Here is a 14461-nt window from a genome sequence, read left to right as displayed (position 1 = left end):
TGCTTATATAATATATGAATGATTGACAAAGGGGGATTATATACAGTGCTAGATTTAAAAATGTATCTAAACGGTGAATGGAGAGATTCTAGTAATCAAGAGAAAAGACCGATTATTAACCCTGCGAATGGCAAGGTTATCGCATATGCACCTGAAGGAACGATCGAGGATGCGAAATACGCGATTGAAGTGGCAAGAGCTACTTTTGATAGCGGGATTTGGTCAGAAACATCCGCTGCTGAAAGAGCATCTTATTTATTTAAAATAGCAGATGAAATTGATAAAAATTTGGAAGAACTTGCGCGTCTGGAAACAATGGATAATGGAAAAACATATCGAGAGGCTGAAGGAGATATTGGAGATGCAGCAGCTTGTTTCCGCTATTATGCTGGGCTGATTACAAAGCCGGATGGGCAAACGTATCATGTAGCTGATCCGATGCAAGCTATGGTAGTGAGAGAGCCAGTGGGTGTTTGTGGTTTAATCGTTCCTTGGAATTACCCATTATTAATGAGTGTCTGGAAAATTGCACCTGCTTTAGCAGCTGGAAACACGATTGTGTTTAAACCTTCTGAAGTGACACCAATCACTGCAACAAAATTATTCGAAATAATGGAAAATGTAGAGCTGCCAAAAGGTGTTGCCAATATGGTAATGGGTGCCGGGCCAACAGTAGGAAATGAGATCGCAGCAAGTAATAAAGTTGATATGATCTCCTTTACGGGCGGAACAAAAACAGGAAAGCACATTATGAGAACAGCGGCAGATAATATGAAAAAGATTTCGCTAGAACTTGGCGGGAAATCTCCAAATATTATTTTTGCAGATGCAGATTTTGAAACAGCTGTTGATTATGCTCTGTTTGGTATTTATGCAGGTGCTGGACAAGTATGTTCAGCAGGATCAAGAATTCTTGTAGAAGAAAGCGTTTACGATAGATTTGTTAATCGTTTCGTAGAACGAGCAAAGCAAATTAATGTTGGACCTGGTGATAACCCAGAATCAGAGATGGGGCCACTTGTAAGTCAAGAGCATATGGAAAAAGTATTACGCTATATAGAGATTGGAAAAGATGAAGGAGCAGAAATTGTTTGCGGAGGAAAGCGTATACTGGCGGATGGGAAAGGTGATGGTTTCTTTATTGAACCAACGGTCTTTGTCAATGTAAAACCTGATATGCGTATTGTGCAGGAAGAAATTTTTGGTCCTGTTGTAGTTATCCAAAAATTCAAAAATGAACAGGAAGCAATTGAACTAGCAAACGGTACAGATTACGGCTTAGCTGGAGGTGTATTTACAGTTGAGGGTGCTAAAGCGATGCGTGTAATCCGTAAGCTCCGCGCAGGAATTACGTGGATTAATAGTTACCACCCAACATACAACGAGGCGCCTTGGGGCGGATATAAACAAAGTGGTATCGGTCGTAGCTTAGGAACGTTTGGTTTAGAGGAATTCCAAGAAATTAAGCAGATTAATATAAATCTAGAAGTAGAACCAATTGGTTGGTTTGCAAATAAAAAGACTGTAGAGGTGAAATAGATGGGAACGAATGTGAAAAATAAATCTAACGAACAAGATGTGAAGAATACGAGTGTAAATGATTATATTACAAAAGTACTGCAGCTAATTGAAAAAGAGAAAGTTTCTGCAGAAGAGGCGAACTGGATCCAAAAAGAAACAGTAGATGGATTTAGAGAACACGTAAATCCTGGCTTCCTCGCATATAGAAAAACAGTAACAAAAGATGGGCAATTTGCAGCAGTAGAATGGTCTGATGAAGGATCTTGCTTCATGGATATCAATGGTAAAAAATATATTGATTGTTTAGGTGGATTCGGAATTTATAATGTTGGACACCGTAATCCCAAAGTGGTAAAAGCTGTAACGGATCAGTTAAAGCGTCAAGCATTGCATAGTCAGGACTTACTAGATCCACTTCGTGCGATTCTTGCAAAAATTTTAGCGGATATTACACCTGGTGATTTGAAATATGCTTTCTTTACAAATAGTGGGACAGAAAGTGTAGAGGCAGCATTAAAATTAGCAAAAATGTATAGTGAGCGAACAACTTTCATTTCCACAACACGTGCTTTCCACGGTAAGAGTCTTGGTTCTTTATCTGGAACAGCAAAAGGAATGTTCCGTAAACCATTCTTACCATTAATTCCAGGCTTCCGTCACGTCCCATTTGGTGATATTGATATGATGAGAAAAACATTTGAAACATGCGCGTTAGTTGGAGAAGATGTTGCAGCTGTTATTTTAGAACCAATCCAAGGAGAGGGCGGTATTATTTTACCTCCAGAAAATTATTTGAAACAAGTGAGAGAGCTTTGTGATGAATTCGGATCACTACTTATTTTTGATGAAGTACAAACAGGAATGGGACGCACTGGGAAAATGTTTGCTGCAGAATTATATGATGTTGTACCGGATATTATTTGTCTTGCAAAGGCATTTGGCGGGGGCGTAATGCCAGCGGGTGCAATTGTTGCTAAAGAAAAAGTATTCAAAAGCTGGTTTGAAAATCCATTCATGCATACAACAACGTTTGGTGGAAATCCACTTGCATGTGCTGCTGCAATTGCAACAATCCATGTATTATTGGAAGATAAATTACCAGAACGAGCTGCGGAAGTTGGGGAGTATTTCTTAAAAGGGTTGAAAAAGGCAGCGGAAGGACATGAAGACAAAGTGTTTGAAATCCGTGGCCAAGGTTTAATGATTGGTATTGAGTTCCATAAGGATGAAATTGGTTATGAAGTATCGAAGGCGATGTTTGATCAAGGAATTCTTGTTGCAGGAACATTAATCAATTCGAAAACAATTCGTATCGAACCATCGCTTACAATTAGTTATGAAGAAGTAGATACAGTGATCAATGCATTCAAATCCGTATTATCACAAGTAAAAGCATAATAATATTTTATACAATAGCGTGTAAATACAAACCAGTAAAACCAACATGTCTCCTTTTTTTCTCATTGGTTTTACTGGTTTTTACTATAGGAGGAGAAGGGGTTGGAGGGAGCATTACACGGAATCAAAATTATTGATTTATCTCGGGTTCTTGCCGGTCCTTTTTGTACGATGATTCTCGGTGATTTAGGGGCTGAGGTAATTAAAGTTGAGAATATAGGAAATGGTGATGATACAAGAGGATGGGGACCGCCTTTTGTAGAAGGAGAAAGTGCTTATTTTCTTTGTGCGAATCGCAATAAAGAGTCGCTTACATTAAATTTAAAATCAGAAATGGGAAAGGATATTTTGAAAAAGCTTGTTTCTCATGCTGATATCGTTGTGCAAAACTTCAAGCCTGGGACACTTGAAAGAATGGGACTTGGTTATGATGTGTTACAGGAAGTGAAGGGAGACATTATTCTAGCTTCTATTAGTGGGTTTGGTCAAAAGGGTCCTGCTTCACATCTTCCTGGCTATGATTATATGATTCAAGCAATGAGTGGGCTTATGAGTATAACAGGAGGAAAGGATGAAGAGCCTGCAAAAGTAGGGGTTGCCATTTCAGATGTTCTCACAGGTCTTTTTACGTGTATCGGGATTTTAGCGGCTCTGCAGCACCGGAATAGAACGGGAGAAGGGCAAGAAATTGATATTTCTTTATTTGATTCCCAATTAGCAGCATTAGTAAATGTAGCGAGTAATTATTTGTGTACAGGAGAATTGCCAGAGAGACTTGGGAATCAGCATCCGAATATTGTTCCGTATCAAGTGTTTAAGGCGAAGGATGGAGACCTTGTTGTTGCGGTCGGAAACGATGAACAGTTCCATAGGTTTTGTGTATTGCTTGGTAGACAAGATTTATCTCGTTTAGATCGTTATACAACAAATGCAAATCGCCTTTTGTATAAGGAAGAGCTCATAGACATAATTGCAAAAGAAATGAAGAAGAAAAAGAAAGAGGAATGGAAACAATTGTTGGATGAAGCAGGTATTCCAAATGGACCAATTCTCAATGTGAAAGAAGCGCTAGAAACAGAGCAAGCAGGGGCGCGAGAGATGACAGTTCATATGGAGCATCCAACAATTGAGAATCTTAAACTTGTAGGTTCACCATTAAAACTTGCAAAGACACCGGTGCGAATGCAGAAACATCCGCCACTCCATGGAGAACATACAGAACAGATTTTGAAAAATTTGGGGTATTCTCAGGAAAGTATTAGGGAAATGAAAAAAAACCAATGGATATAAGGAGGCAGTACAAATGAATTTTTCTTTATCAGAAGAACAACAAAGTGTTAGAAAAGTAGTGAGATCATTCGTAGATAATGAAATTATCCCATACATTAAAGAATGGGATGAAAAAGGGCATTTTGAAGAAAAAATCTTGAAGCGTTTAGCAGAATTGCAATTTATGGGCGTTTGTATTCCAGAGCAATATGGCGGCGTGGGTATGGATTATAATACGCTGGCTATCATTTGCGAGGAATTGGAACGCGGTGACACAGCTTTCCGTACAGCTGTATCTGTACATACAGGGTTAAATAGTATGACACTTCTGCAATGGGGAACAGAAGAACAAAAACAAAAGTACCTTGTTTCACAAGCGAAAGGTGAAAAAATTGGGGCTTTCGGTTTAACAGAACCAAATGCAGGGTCAGATGTTGTTGCTATGCAAACAACAGCAGTGAAACAAGGTCATCACTATGTATTAAATGGATCTAAAACATGGATTTCGTTATGTGATGTTGCAGATCACTTCTTAATATTTGCGAAAACAAATCCAGAATTAAAGCACCGAGGTATTTCTTGTTTTATCGTAGAACGAACATTTCCAGGAGTATCGACAAAAGCGATAAAAGGAAAGCTTGGTATTCGAGCTGGAAATACAGGTGAAGTATTTTTAGATGATGTAAAAGTACCAGTGGAAAACCTTCTTGGAGAAGAAGGTGAAGGGTTTAAAATTGCAATGGCTTCATTAGATAATGGACGTTTCACAGTAGCAGCAGGCGCATGCGGACTCATTCAAGCAAGCTTAGAAGCGAGTGTAAAGTATTGTGAAGAGAGAAAGACATTTGGTAAAGAAATTGGAAAACATCAGCTTGTACAGCAAATGATTGCGAAAATGTCTGCGAATCTTGAAATATCACGTTTATTGGTTTATAAAGCAGGATGGCTAAAAAATGAAGGGAAACGTAATACACGTGAAACGTCTTTAGCGAAATGGATCGCTTGTGACGCTGCATTTGAAGCGGCAAATGATGCAGTGCAGGTGCACGGGGCATATGGATATTCAAATGAATTTCCAGTAGAACGATATTTGCGAAATGCAAAAGCTCCAGTTATTTACGAAGGAACACGTGAGATTCATACCATTATGCAGGCAGAATATGCACTTGGCTATCGTTCTGATAAGGAACTCCGTAATATGTTACCGAAGTGGCCTTTTGAAGAAAGTGAGGCAGAAATGGTAACGAAATAAAATAGGAAGGTAGTGCAACGAAGGTTGCACTACCTTTTTTTTATATTTTTAATTTACAAGTATTTACATCCCTTTTGTCTTAGTGTACTATTTAACTAGTACACTAAGACAAAAGGAGGGAAGAAATGAAAATAGAATTTTCTCCTAACACACCGATTTATATTCAGGTGATGGAATACATAAAAAAAGAAATTGTAACAGGTCATCTATCACCTGGCGACAAAATTCCCTCTGTACGTGAATTAGCAAGCGAGTTACAAGTAAATCCAAATACGATCCAGCGTACATTTCAAGAGCTAGAGCGAGATGGTATTGTTGTAACACGTAGAGGGATGGGAAGATATGTAACAAGCGAGGGAGAGAAAATTATGGAGCTGCGCAAAGATATGGCAAAAGAGTTGCTTCATTCTTTTATAAACGGAATGGACAATTTAGGTTTTACAGAAGAGGAAATTCTCTCAATCCTCCGTTCCTCATTGGAAGAGAAAAGGGAGGAGAGCTGATGACAGGGCTATTAAAAATAGAGAACTTATGGAAGCGATATGGTTTAAAGGCAGTGATTCGTGAGCTAAACCTAGAGATTACAGAAGGAAAGATTATTGGCCTTGTTGGAGATAACGGTAGTGGAAAAACAACATTATTGAAAATGATTGCAGGTTTGCAGCACCCTTCGGAAGGAAATGTCACAATTGCAGGTAAGAAGGTGGGTTTAGAAACAAAAAAGATTGTTTCATTTATGCCGGATCGACCTGTATTTGATGAGTGGATGACTGTAAAAGATGCTATATTTTTCTATCGTGATTTTTATCAAGACTTTGAGATCCAAAAGGCAGTAGATGCAATCACTGAATTTAAAATACCATTAGAAGAAAAAATTAAAGTATTGTCAAAGGGAATGATTGAAAAATTACAGTTGATTTTAACATTTTCAAGAAAAGCAAAACTCTACATATTAGATGAACCGCTTGGCGGAATTGATCCCGTTTCACGTGAACATGTGCTAGAACTCATTTTACAGTTTTATCGTGAAGACAGTACGATTTTAATTTCGACTCATTTAATTGGAGAGATTGAAAATATATTTGATGAAGTCACCTTTTTGAAGGATGGAGAGATTGTACTGCATGAAAATGTAGAAGAACTGCGTTTTCAAAGAGGGAAAGCGGTGACTGAATTGTTTAAGGAGGTGTTTGGGAAATGAGTCAACTCCTTAGATATTTATATAATTGTAATAAAAAGAAGGTATGGGTAATTTATTTCGGATTTATTACCACTTCATTAATTCTATTATTTAATATGAAGGGATCTTCGGGGGTAAGGGTTTCAAATAGACAAGATATAATATTAATTATATTTATATTATTATTTTGTATGACTGCATTTTCTATCTTCTTACTGGCGATCTCTTCTTTCAGAAAAATAGTGAGAGGATCTATGATTCGGTATGCTGCAATTCCATCAAAGAAATATATATATGCGAATTTATTGTTTTTTATAATAATGTTTACTCTGTTGTCTTTAATAGGCATTGTTTTTTTACATCTTCTTTCTTTAAATATATATGAGAACAAGGCAAGTGGAGAGGTTCAACAGGGCATTAATAGTTTGTACAATTATGGTTTATTACACCATCTGTTCTCTATCTTTTTATGGCTTGTAGATTTAATAAGTACATTAATTTCTGTGTATTTCATAATCGTAGTTATAAAACTATTTAATGTGAAATCCTCATTAAATAAGGTGCTATTTATATTTTTCTTTGTCGTTTTCGGTGGAATCCAGTTTTTTATAACTAATATGTTAGCAAAAATAGATAGATATGTATTTTCTGTAAAGAATGTTGGATTTATAGATAAAAATGGTTTTTTCGAAACATCTTTTTATTTTAATGATGGTTCAAATATTTCTTATTTAAGTTTTAGTTTATTGTTAATCTTTCTATTGGTATTAATAACAGGTCGCATCATCGATAAAAAACTAGAAGTCTAAAGGAGGAACAATCATTGGGAAACGTAGTAGTGAAATTAGAAAACGTCCATAAAAAAATAGGAAAAAATGAAATTATTCGTGGTCTTTCATTTGAAGTTCGTGAAGGGGAGGTATATGGATTTCTTGGACCGAATGGAAGCGGGAAAACGACGACAATTCGGATGATGACTGGTCTGATTTCAATGACAAAAGGCGATATCACAATTTGTGGTCATAGCATTCGTACAGAACGTGAGAAGGCGTTAGAACAAATTGGAGCGATTGTCGAGAATCCTGAACTCTATGACTATATGACAGGAATGCAAAATTTAAGGCATTTTGCAAATATGGCAATTACACCAATTAGTAAAGAGCGTATCGTTGAAATTGTAAAGCTTGTTGAATTAGAGCATGCCATTCATAAAAAAGTGAAAACATATTCACTTGGAATGAAACAACGTCTTGGTATTGCGCAAGCACTTTTACATAATCCGAAAATTTTAATATTAGATGAACCGACAAACGGATTAGATCCAGCGGGTATTCGCCAAATTCGTGATTATTTACAACGATTAGCGAAAGAAGAAAACATTGCGGTTATCGTATCAAGTCATTTATTAAGCGAAATTGAACTTATGTGTGATCGTGTAGTTATTATTAAGCAAGGTCAGTTTGTGCAAGAGTATAACTTACATGAGCAAGCAAAGCATGGTGAAACGGTTGTAGTGGCATTTGAGGTAGATCAAATTCAGAAAGCGAATGAAATTATTAAAGGTAAGGCACAAGGAAGCGTAGTTGAGACATCTGTAGCGAAAGAAAAGATTCCGCAAATTGTAAAACAACTTGTGCATGCTGATGTACTTGTATATGGTGTGACAGTGCAAAATAAAACGTTAGAGGATGAGTTCTTAGCGATTACTGGGGGAGTGAAAGCGTAATGTTTAAATTAATTCAAAATGAATTACTAAAGCTACATGCGAAAAAAGGTATGTATATATTGATAGGCGTAATTGCTGCATTGGAAGTTTTAGGTGTCCTCGCAATATTGAAATGGGGTGAAGCTAAAGATTTTAATGGAACATATTTAGATTTTACGAAGTCAGATATTAGTTTAGTTATTTTATTTGCAACAATTTTCGGTATTACGATTGCTTCTCGTACGATTACAGAGGAGTTTCAAAAAGGAACGATTAAGCAATTATTAATTCGTCCGAGAAAAAGAATTATGATTTTATTTTCTAAATACATTTCTGTATTACTAACAATGTTATTTGTTGTCTTTGCAGGTATGTTAATTGCAATGATTATCGGTGCAATTGCAATGGACGGAGGGAAAACAGATTTAACGTTAAGCATATTGCTTAAGTCAATCTTATATCAACTTCTTGCACCGTTCTTCTTTGCAACACTTGCCTTTTTCTTGGCAAATGTTTTTAGAAAATCAGTATTACCATTAATCATTACATTGTTCTTATTCTTCTTGCAAGGGGCAATTAATATAGCTCTTATGATGTTTGCAAAAGGTATTGCTAAATTTGTTGTGTTTTTCCATTTGAACTTAAGTATGTACGACAGCAACAAATTAATTAGTGGCGGTGTTGAACCACCATTTACAGAATTTAATTTCACAACATCGCTATTACTTGTAATTGTGTATTTTGTAGTGTTACTTGTTGCATCGAGTGCATTATTCCAAAAGCGTGATGTATTATAAAATATTTATATAAACAATAATATATATGAAGAACTAAATGAGTATAAAAAGAAAGGTGTTATTAAATCAAATCGATTTGTATTTTTAGTAATATGACTTTACATGTATATATGAAATAAAAAAGATCCCCGGCAAGCGGGGATTTTCCTTAACCAACTTTTTCTTCTGTTTTTTCACGATCCCAGCATTCTGTATTTTCTAAACCAGGAATGCTGTCAGCGTAGAAGACTGGGTCTTGTCCAGCCTCTTTTTGCTTCATATAGTCTTTCAATGCTGCAAATGCATATTTGCTTAAGAAAATAATTGTAACTAAGTTGAAAATTGCCATAACGCCCATGAATAGGTCAGCTAAATCCCATACAACTTGAATGGTTGCAACAGAACCCAGGAATACCATACCAATTACAGCGATGCGGTAAATCATAAGTGTTGTTTTGCTTCCTTTTAAGAACTCGATATTTGTCTCACCATAATAGTAATTTCCGATTAGAGAACTGAAAGCAAACAAGAAGATTGCTACAGCGACAAAGATTGGAGCCCAAGGACCAATATGCGCTTTTAACGCTTCTTGTGTTAACTGAATACCATTTAAATCTGTTCCAGTATGAACGTCCGATAAAAGGATAATAAAAGCAGTACAACTGCATATTAATAATGTATCTGTAAAGACACCAAGTGTTTGAATAAAACCTTGTTTAACAGGGTGTGTTACGTTAGCAGTCGCAGCTGCGTTTGGTGCACTACCCATACCAGCTTCATTGGAGAATAAACCACGTTTGACACCAAGTAAAACAGCTGCACCAAAGCTACCGCCCGCGATTTCTTTTATGCCAAATGCGTGTGCTAAAATTTCTTTTATCATTTCTGGAATCAATGTAATATTTGTCACGACAACAAATAGTGCAACTGCAACATAAATGATTGCCATAACTGGTACAATCATTTCTACAACACGTGCGATTCGCTTTACGCCACCAAAAATAATAACAGATAATAGGGCAGCTAATGAAACTCCAACTATTTTTGGATCGATATGAAAAGCACCATCGAATGCAGATGTTACGGTATTTGCTTGTACAGCGTTAAAGACTAAACCGAAACTAACTGTGATTAAAACGGAGAAAATCATACCCATCCAGCGTTTGTTTAAACCTTTTTCCATGTAGTATGCTGGTCCACCACGGAATGTTTTACCGTCTTGAATTTTATAAATTTGTGCAAGTGTACTTTCAACGAAAGCAGATGCGCCGCCAATCATAGCGATAAGCCACATCCAAAAGACAGCACCTGGTCCACCCGTAGAAATAGCAATTGCTACACCAGCTAAGTTACCTGTTCCAACACGTGATGCTGTACTCATGCAAAACGCTTGGAATGAAGAAACACCATGCTTTTCTTTTTGTGCTTTACGTGTAGAAGGGCTTGCGCCATCGCCTAGCAAACGGATCATTTCACGAATGTGACGGAACTGAACAAATCCAGCTCTTATTGTAAAATAACAACCTACAGTGATTAACAATGTAATTAAAATATAACCCCATAAATATTCGTTTGTTGTTGTAATAAACTTATGAATCGGAGTAATGACATTTTCAAAAAAATCCATGTACGTAATCCTCCTTATTCTTATCATGATAATGTGTTTTGAAAAAATAGGTATAAAAAGCGACGTTTAACATTATAACAGAAAGTCTTGCAAAGAGGAAATTACAAAATAGATTTCTTATTATATATTTTAATAGGTATAGTATTTAAAAGCGAACTGAGAAAAATAGGAAGAATTTTAATGATATTCATATTAAAATATAAATATATCATCTTGGGGGTGTTTTTTATTCAGTACGCATTTTCACGTATACGACTTCGAAATTTTTTTGCATGGATGATTTTGGGTATAGTAGTAATGGTGCTACCGCTATCCTTTGCAGGCGCTTCAGAAAATGTCATGGATGTTGCAGTGCAAATTTCGGTGTTTTTTGTATTTCCACTACTATGGTTATATTTAAAAACACGAAAAAATAATGTTATATTTACTAGCTTCTTTGATAAACCATCACGGTTAAACTGGAAGATAATCATAGTTGCAACCGCAATGGGAATGATTTTTGCATTCGGTGTATCTTTTATTCAATTGTACATATTAGCACATCTTGTTCCAGATTTCTTAATGGGTGTATTAAGTGATGATAGTGTAATTGATATGAGTAGCACATATACAAAAATCTTTAGCTTTATTTCAGCATGTGTTTTTGCACCTATTATGGAGGAAGTTATCTTTCGAGGTTTCTTTTTACAGCGTATGACGTTTAAGTGGGGGATAAAACGTGCTGTAATTGTGTCCTCTCTTATTTTTGGTTTAGGACATTTTGATGTAGTCGGTGCTTTTGTATTTGGTGTTGTCATGTGTCTTCTTTACATAAAAACGAAAAATATATGGACGAATATTGCTGTTCATGCGTTGAATAATTGTATAGCAACTACCATCCAATTAACGAGTGGTGAAGGAACAGATGATGTCATTTCGATTGCTGAATTACAAGGACAAAGTAATTTATGGATTGGACTCGTTGTAATTCTGATCAGTTTATTATGGTTGGCACCTTTTATTCGTAAAAATTGGCGAACTGTAAAAGAAGTGGGGGTACCACCTCTTCGTTTTATCAATGAAGATAAGGCAGTTGTACCATTACAACAAAATAAAATGTATAGTCAAGTCATTTTAACGGATCAACTTATGGCTGTAGAGTTGCCAGATGAGGCTGTGAATCAGTTGAGATTAGAAGAGAATGATTATGTAAAGGTTGTAGTAGAGAATGAAAAAATTATTATAACAAAAGCAGAACATTGATAAGAGTATAGGAAACGAAAAATAGCAGCTCTCCAATATAAATGAGGAGAGCTGCTATTTTAATGGATAACAATTTCAACGTGGAAGTTGTTTCCGTTTTTTACATATTTAATATCTGTGACTGTACGAACCATTTTTAAAATTTCCACCTTTTCCCCAATTCGAGGGATGGTGGGAACATTATCCCAAATGCCAAGTAAATCATCTTCTTGTATCGTTTTTTCGTAAAACCAAATTTTCAATGTAATGCCCCTTTCTCGAATTTTATGTATTTTAATACATAATAAAACATTTTTATTCTTTTTGTAAGGGGTTTTTTATTATATTTTGAATAAAAATTAATTTTGTTCTTCTGGAAAAATATGTTCGATATCAGGAGTAAGGGATACTTCCGATAATACGATATGAGAAACAGTTGTTGCATATGAAGAAACATCATTAATAAACTCTTCAAGTTCAACTAATGAAGGAACAGAAATTTTAACGATATAACAAAGACTTCCAGTTACGCGATAGCAAAAGCTTGCCGATGGATACGATTGAATAAATTGTTGCATGCGCGTTGTATCACCATTTTTTAAGGTGATTTCTAAAATACAATCTAAGACGAGCCCAGCTTTTTTATAATCAATATCAATTGTATATTTTTGAATGACTCCTTCATTTTCTAACTTACGAACACGTTCTGCAGTAGAAGGCGCGGATAAGTTTACGCGTTTTGATAATTCTCGCATAGAGAGGCGACTATCATTATATAATTCATTTAAAATTTTACGATCTACACGATCTAATTGCATATGTAAATATACCTCCAGTAAACTAATCATTTTTGTAAAGAAAATATATAAATAAAGATTCATATGAAATGTGAAAAGGCTATACTTTATTTTACAATAAAACAGAAAGGAATAGGAGGAGAAATGATGGAGAGAATTTCATTATCAGATGTAGGAGAAACAAAGTTTCAAAAATTATTAGGGCATTGTCCAGATATACTACATGCTTGGAGTGTATTAGAAAACACATTATATGAAAAAGGGGCACTTTCTGCAGAATTAAAAGAACAAGTACGTAGAACACTTGCTTTTGGAAATGAGTGTTTGTATTGCATGGCAAAAGGAAAGCCAGATGATGTGCAAAAGGTAGAAGAGATTAGTACTGCTGTAACCTTTGCACATGTATTTGTACATAATCGTTCAGCGATAGATGATAAGATGTTTGATGTGTTGAAACAGTATTGGAGTGAGGCAGAGATTGTAGAGCTCTGTGTATATATTTGCTTTATTACTGCTTCACAACAACTTGGATTTTTATTTCAATTACAGCCAGGAGAGGAGAAGGAATAATGCTGAAACAGTCAGCACTTGTTATTATTGATGTACAAAAAGCGTTTAATCTACCTTATTGGGGCGAGCGAAATAATCCTTTTGCAGAAGAGAATATGAAAAGTTTATTAGAAGAGTGGAGAAAAAGAGCATTAACTATTATTCATATTCAACATGTGAATAAAGAAAACGTAGAGTCAATGTTTCACCCAAATACAGAAACAGTTAAATTCAAAGAAGAAGTGCAACCATTACAGGGAGAAATAGTCATTCAAAAGTGTGTGAACAGTGCATTTATTGGAACTGATTTAGAAAAGCTACTAAAAGAGAAGAACTGTAACTCAGTTATTATCGTTGGATTAACGACGAACCACTGTGTAGAAACAACGACACGGATGGCTAGAAATCTAGGGTTTTCAACGTATTTAGTAAGTGATGCAACGGCTACATTTAATCGAAAGGGACCAGATGGTGTACAATACTGTGCAGAAGAAATTCATAATATGACACTCGTAAATCTTCATGAGGAATTCGCTACCATCGTTACAACATCGGGAATATTGGAGAAGGTAAGATTTGTTCAGTTGTAACGATGAATGATTGATATTATTTCAATAAAATATTTGAATAATTATGTGGAAAAAAATAAGAATATTTCGTATAATTAAAGTACAATCATTTTGAAAACAGGGGTGGCAGCATATGGAACAAATTCCAGTAAAGAAAATAGAAACAGTACTCGTTTTAGCAGAAGAGGATAAACAAAAACAAAAGGAATTTTATGAATTGCTATTAACAACTCATTTTTATGTTGCTGGATCTATAGAGGCGGATGATTCTGCATCAGAAGGAACACTTCGTTTGCGTTATTTCCAAGGAGAGGGTAGATGGATCGTACCGTTCTTTACGCAATTAGAATTTGTGAAAGATGTGTTGCCGGAAGAAACGCCCCTTATTACGATACGTGGAAAAGAATTATTTGAAAACCTAGATAAAGAAGCAACAGCGGTATTGAATGTTGGCACAGAGCTTAGCAAAACATTTATTCCGGAAGAAATTGCAGATATAGCTTCTGGACGTATATTTAATTATTATCAGTAAAAAATTGTTGTCAGCCTCTTATAGTCAACTCGGCATAAGGGAACATAAAGAAAGGAAAAGCGATA

At 35.6% G+C, this 14461-nt stretch carries 16 protein-coding genes; 13 read left to right on the top strand and 3 right to left on the bottom strand.

Going from position 1 to position 14461, the window contains the following annotated elements; all coding sequences use genetic code 11:
* The first annotated feature begins 45 nt into the window (after positions 1 to 45).
* The 9 genes from ACM6HU_RS24805 to ACM6HU_RS24765 all read left to right on the top strand — a co-directional run bounded on the left by ACM6HU_RS24805 (position 46) and on the right by ACM6HU_RS24765 (position 9122).
* The gene (locus tag ACM6HU_RS24805) at positions 46 to 1539 is read left to right on the top strand and encodes an aldehyde dehydrogenase family protein (RefSeq protein WP_016132627.1); all 1494 of its coding nucleotides are present in this window, start codon (positions 46 to 48) and stop codon (positions 1537 to 1539) included.
* A complete protein-coding gene (locus tag ACM6HU_RS24800) occupies positions 1540 to 2919 on the top strand; it encodes a putrescine aminotransferase (protein WP_016132628.1) in 1380 nt (459 codons plus the stop codon).
* Positions 2920 to 3021: 102 nt separating this feature from the next.
* Positions 3022 to 4209 (top strand): CaiB/BaiF CoA transferase family protein, encoded by a 1188-nt coding sequence (locus tag ACM6HU_RS24795; RefSeq protein WP_016113957.1) that lies wholly within the window; start codon positions 3022 to 3024, stop codon positions 4207 to 4209.
* A gap of 13 nt (positions 4210 to 4222) precedes the next feature.
* On the top strand, positions 4223 to 5440 hold the full coding sequence (locus ACM6HU_RS24790; RefSeq protein ID WP_016113958.1) for an acyl-CoA dehydrogenase family protein: 1218 nt from the start codon (positions 4223 to 4225) through the stop codon (positions 5438 to 5440).
* 125 nt (positions 5441 to 5565) lie between these two features.
* Positions 5566 to 5943 carry a GntR family transcriptional regulator gene (locus tag ACM6HU_RS24785; protein ID WP_016113959.1) on the top strand — a complete coding sequence of 126 codons (378 nt, stop codon included), beginning with the start codon at positions 5566 to 5568 and terminating at the stop codon, positions 5941 to 5943.
* Positions 5943 to 6641 carry an ABC transporter ATP-binding protein gene (locus ACM6HU_RS24780; protein WP_016113960.1) on the top strand — a complete coding sequence of 233 codons (699 nt, stop codon included), beginning with the start codon at positions 5943 to 5945 and terminating at the stop codon, positions 6639 to 6641. The genes ACM6HU_RS24785 and ACM6HU_RS24780 overlap by 1 nt, the downstream gene beginning before the upstream one ends.
* Positions 6638 to 7429: a hypothetical protein gene (locus tag ACM6HU_RS24775; protein WP_016113961.1), complete on the top strand. Its 792-nt coding sequence runs from the start codon at positions 6638 to 6640 to the stop codon at positions 7427 to 7429. The genes ACM6HU_RS24780 and ACM6HU_RS24775 overlap by 4 nt, the downstream gene beginning before the upstream one ends.
* Before the next feature lie 14 nt (positions 7430 to 7443).
* Complete coding sequence (locus ACM6HU_RS24770; RefSeq protein WP_016131270.1) at positions 7444 to 8346, top strand: ABC transporter ATP-binding protein; 903 nt, start codon at positions 7444 to 7446, stop codon at positions 8344 to 8346.
* Positions 8346 to 9122: an ABC transporter permease gene (locus tag ACM6HU_RS24765; protein WP_016113963.1), complete on the top strand. Its 777-nt coding sequence runs from the start codon at positions 8346 to 8348 to the stop codon at positions 9120 to 9122. The genes ACM6HU_RS24770 and ACM6HU_RS24765 overlap by 1 nt, the downstream gene beginning before the upstream one ends.
* Positions 9123 to 9270: 148 nt before the next feature.
* Here the strand turns inward: ACM6HU_RS24765 and ACM6HU_RS24760 are convergent, their stop codons facing one another.
* A complete protein-coding gene (locus ACM6HU_RS24760) occupies positions 9271 to 10728 on the bottom strand; it encodes an alanine/glycine:cation symporter family protein (RefSeq protein ID WP_016132630.1) in 1458 nt (485 codons plus the stop codon).
* Positions 10729 to 10956: 228 nt separating this feature from the next.
* On the opposite strand from ACM6HU_RS24760, the gene ACM6HU_RS24755 reads away from it, so the two are divergent.
* Positions 10957 to 11970 carry a CPBP family intramembrane glutamic endopeptidase gene (locus tag ACM6HU_RS24755; protein ID WP_033671054.1) on the top strand — a complete coding sequence of 338 codons (1014 nt, stop codon included), beginning with the start codon at positions 10957 to 10959 and terminating at the stop codon, positions 11968 to 11970.
* 59 nt (positions 11971 to 12029) lie between these two features.
* On the opposite strand, the gene ACM6HU_RS24750 is transcribed toward ACM6HU_RS24755, so the two are convergent.
* Positions 12030 to 12212, bottom strand: a complete 183-nt coding sequence (locus ACM6HU_RS24750; RefSeq protein WP_003196117.1) for a DUF3913 family protein — start codon at positions 12210 to 12212, stop codon at positions 12030 to 12032.
* A gap of 96 nt (positions 12213 to 12308) precedes the next feature.
* Positions 12309 to 12767, bottom strand: a complete 459-nt coding sequence (locus ACM6HU_RS24745; protein WP_003196118.1) for an Lrp/AsnC family transcriptional regulator — start codon at positions 12765 to 12767, stop codon at positions 12309 to 12311.
* Positions 12768 to 12893: 126 nt separating this feature from the next.
* Here ACM6HU_RS24745 and ACM6HU_RS24740 point away from each other — a divergent pair, with 126 nt between their 5' ends.
* The 3 genes from ACM6HU_RS24740 to ACM6HU_RS24730 all read left to right on the top strand — a co-directional run bounded on the left by ACM6HU_RS24740 (position 12894) and on the right by ACM6HU_RS24730 (position 14396).
* Positions 12894 to 13316 (top strand): carboxymuconolactone decarboxylase family protein, encoded by a 423-nt coding sequence (locus ACM6HU_RS24740; protein ID WP_016132632.1) that lies wholly within the window; start codon positions 12894 to 12896, stop codon positions 13314 to 13316.
* Entirely contained in the window at positions 13316 to 13885 is a 570-nt protein-coding gene (locus tag ACM6HU_RS24735; RefSeq protein WP_275857420.1) for a cysteine hydrolase family protein, read from the top strand. Before ACM6HU_RS24740 ends, ACM6HU_RS24735 begins: the two co-directional genes overlap by 1 nt.
* Before the next feature lie 112 nt (positions 13886 to 13997).
* On the top strand, positions 13998 to 14396 hold the full coding sequence (locus tag ACM6HU_RS24730; protein ID WP_016113969.1) for an SseB family protein: 399 nt from the start codon (positions 13998 to 14000) through the stop codon (positions 14394 to 14396).
* Positions 14397 to 14461: the final 65 nt, after the last annotated feature.

This window comes from Bacillus sp. IT-79MI2, from assembly GCF_949768135.1.
In the GTDB taxonomy this organism is placed as follows: domain Bacteria; phylum Bacillota; class Bacilli; order Bacillales; family Bacillaceae_G; genus Bacillus_A; species Bacillus_A pseudomycoides.
This window is presented reverse-complemented; position numbering and strand designations above follow the sequence as displayed.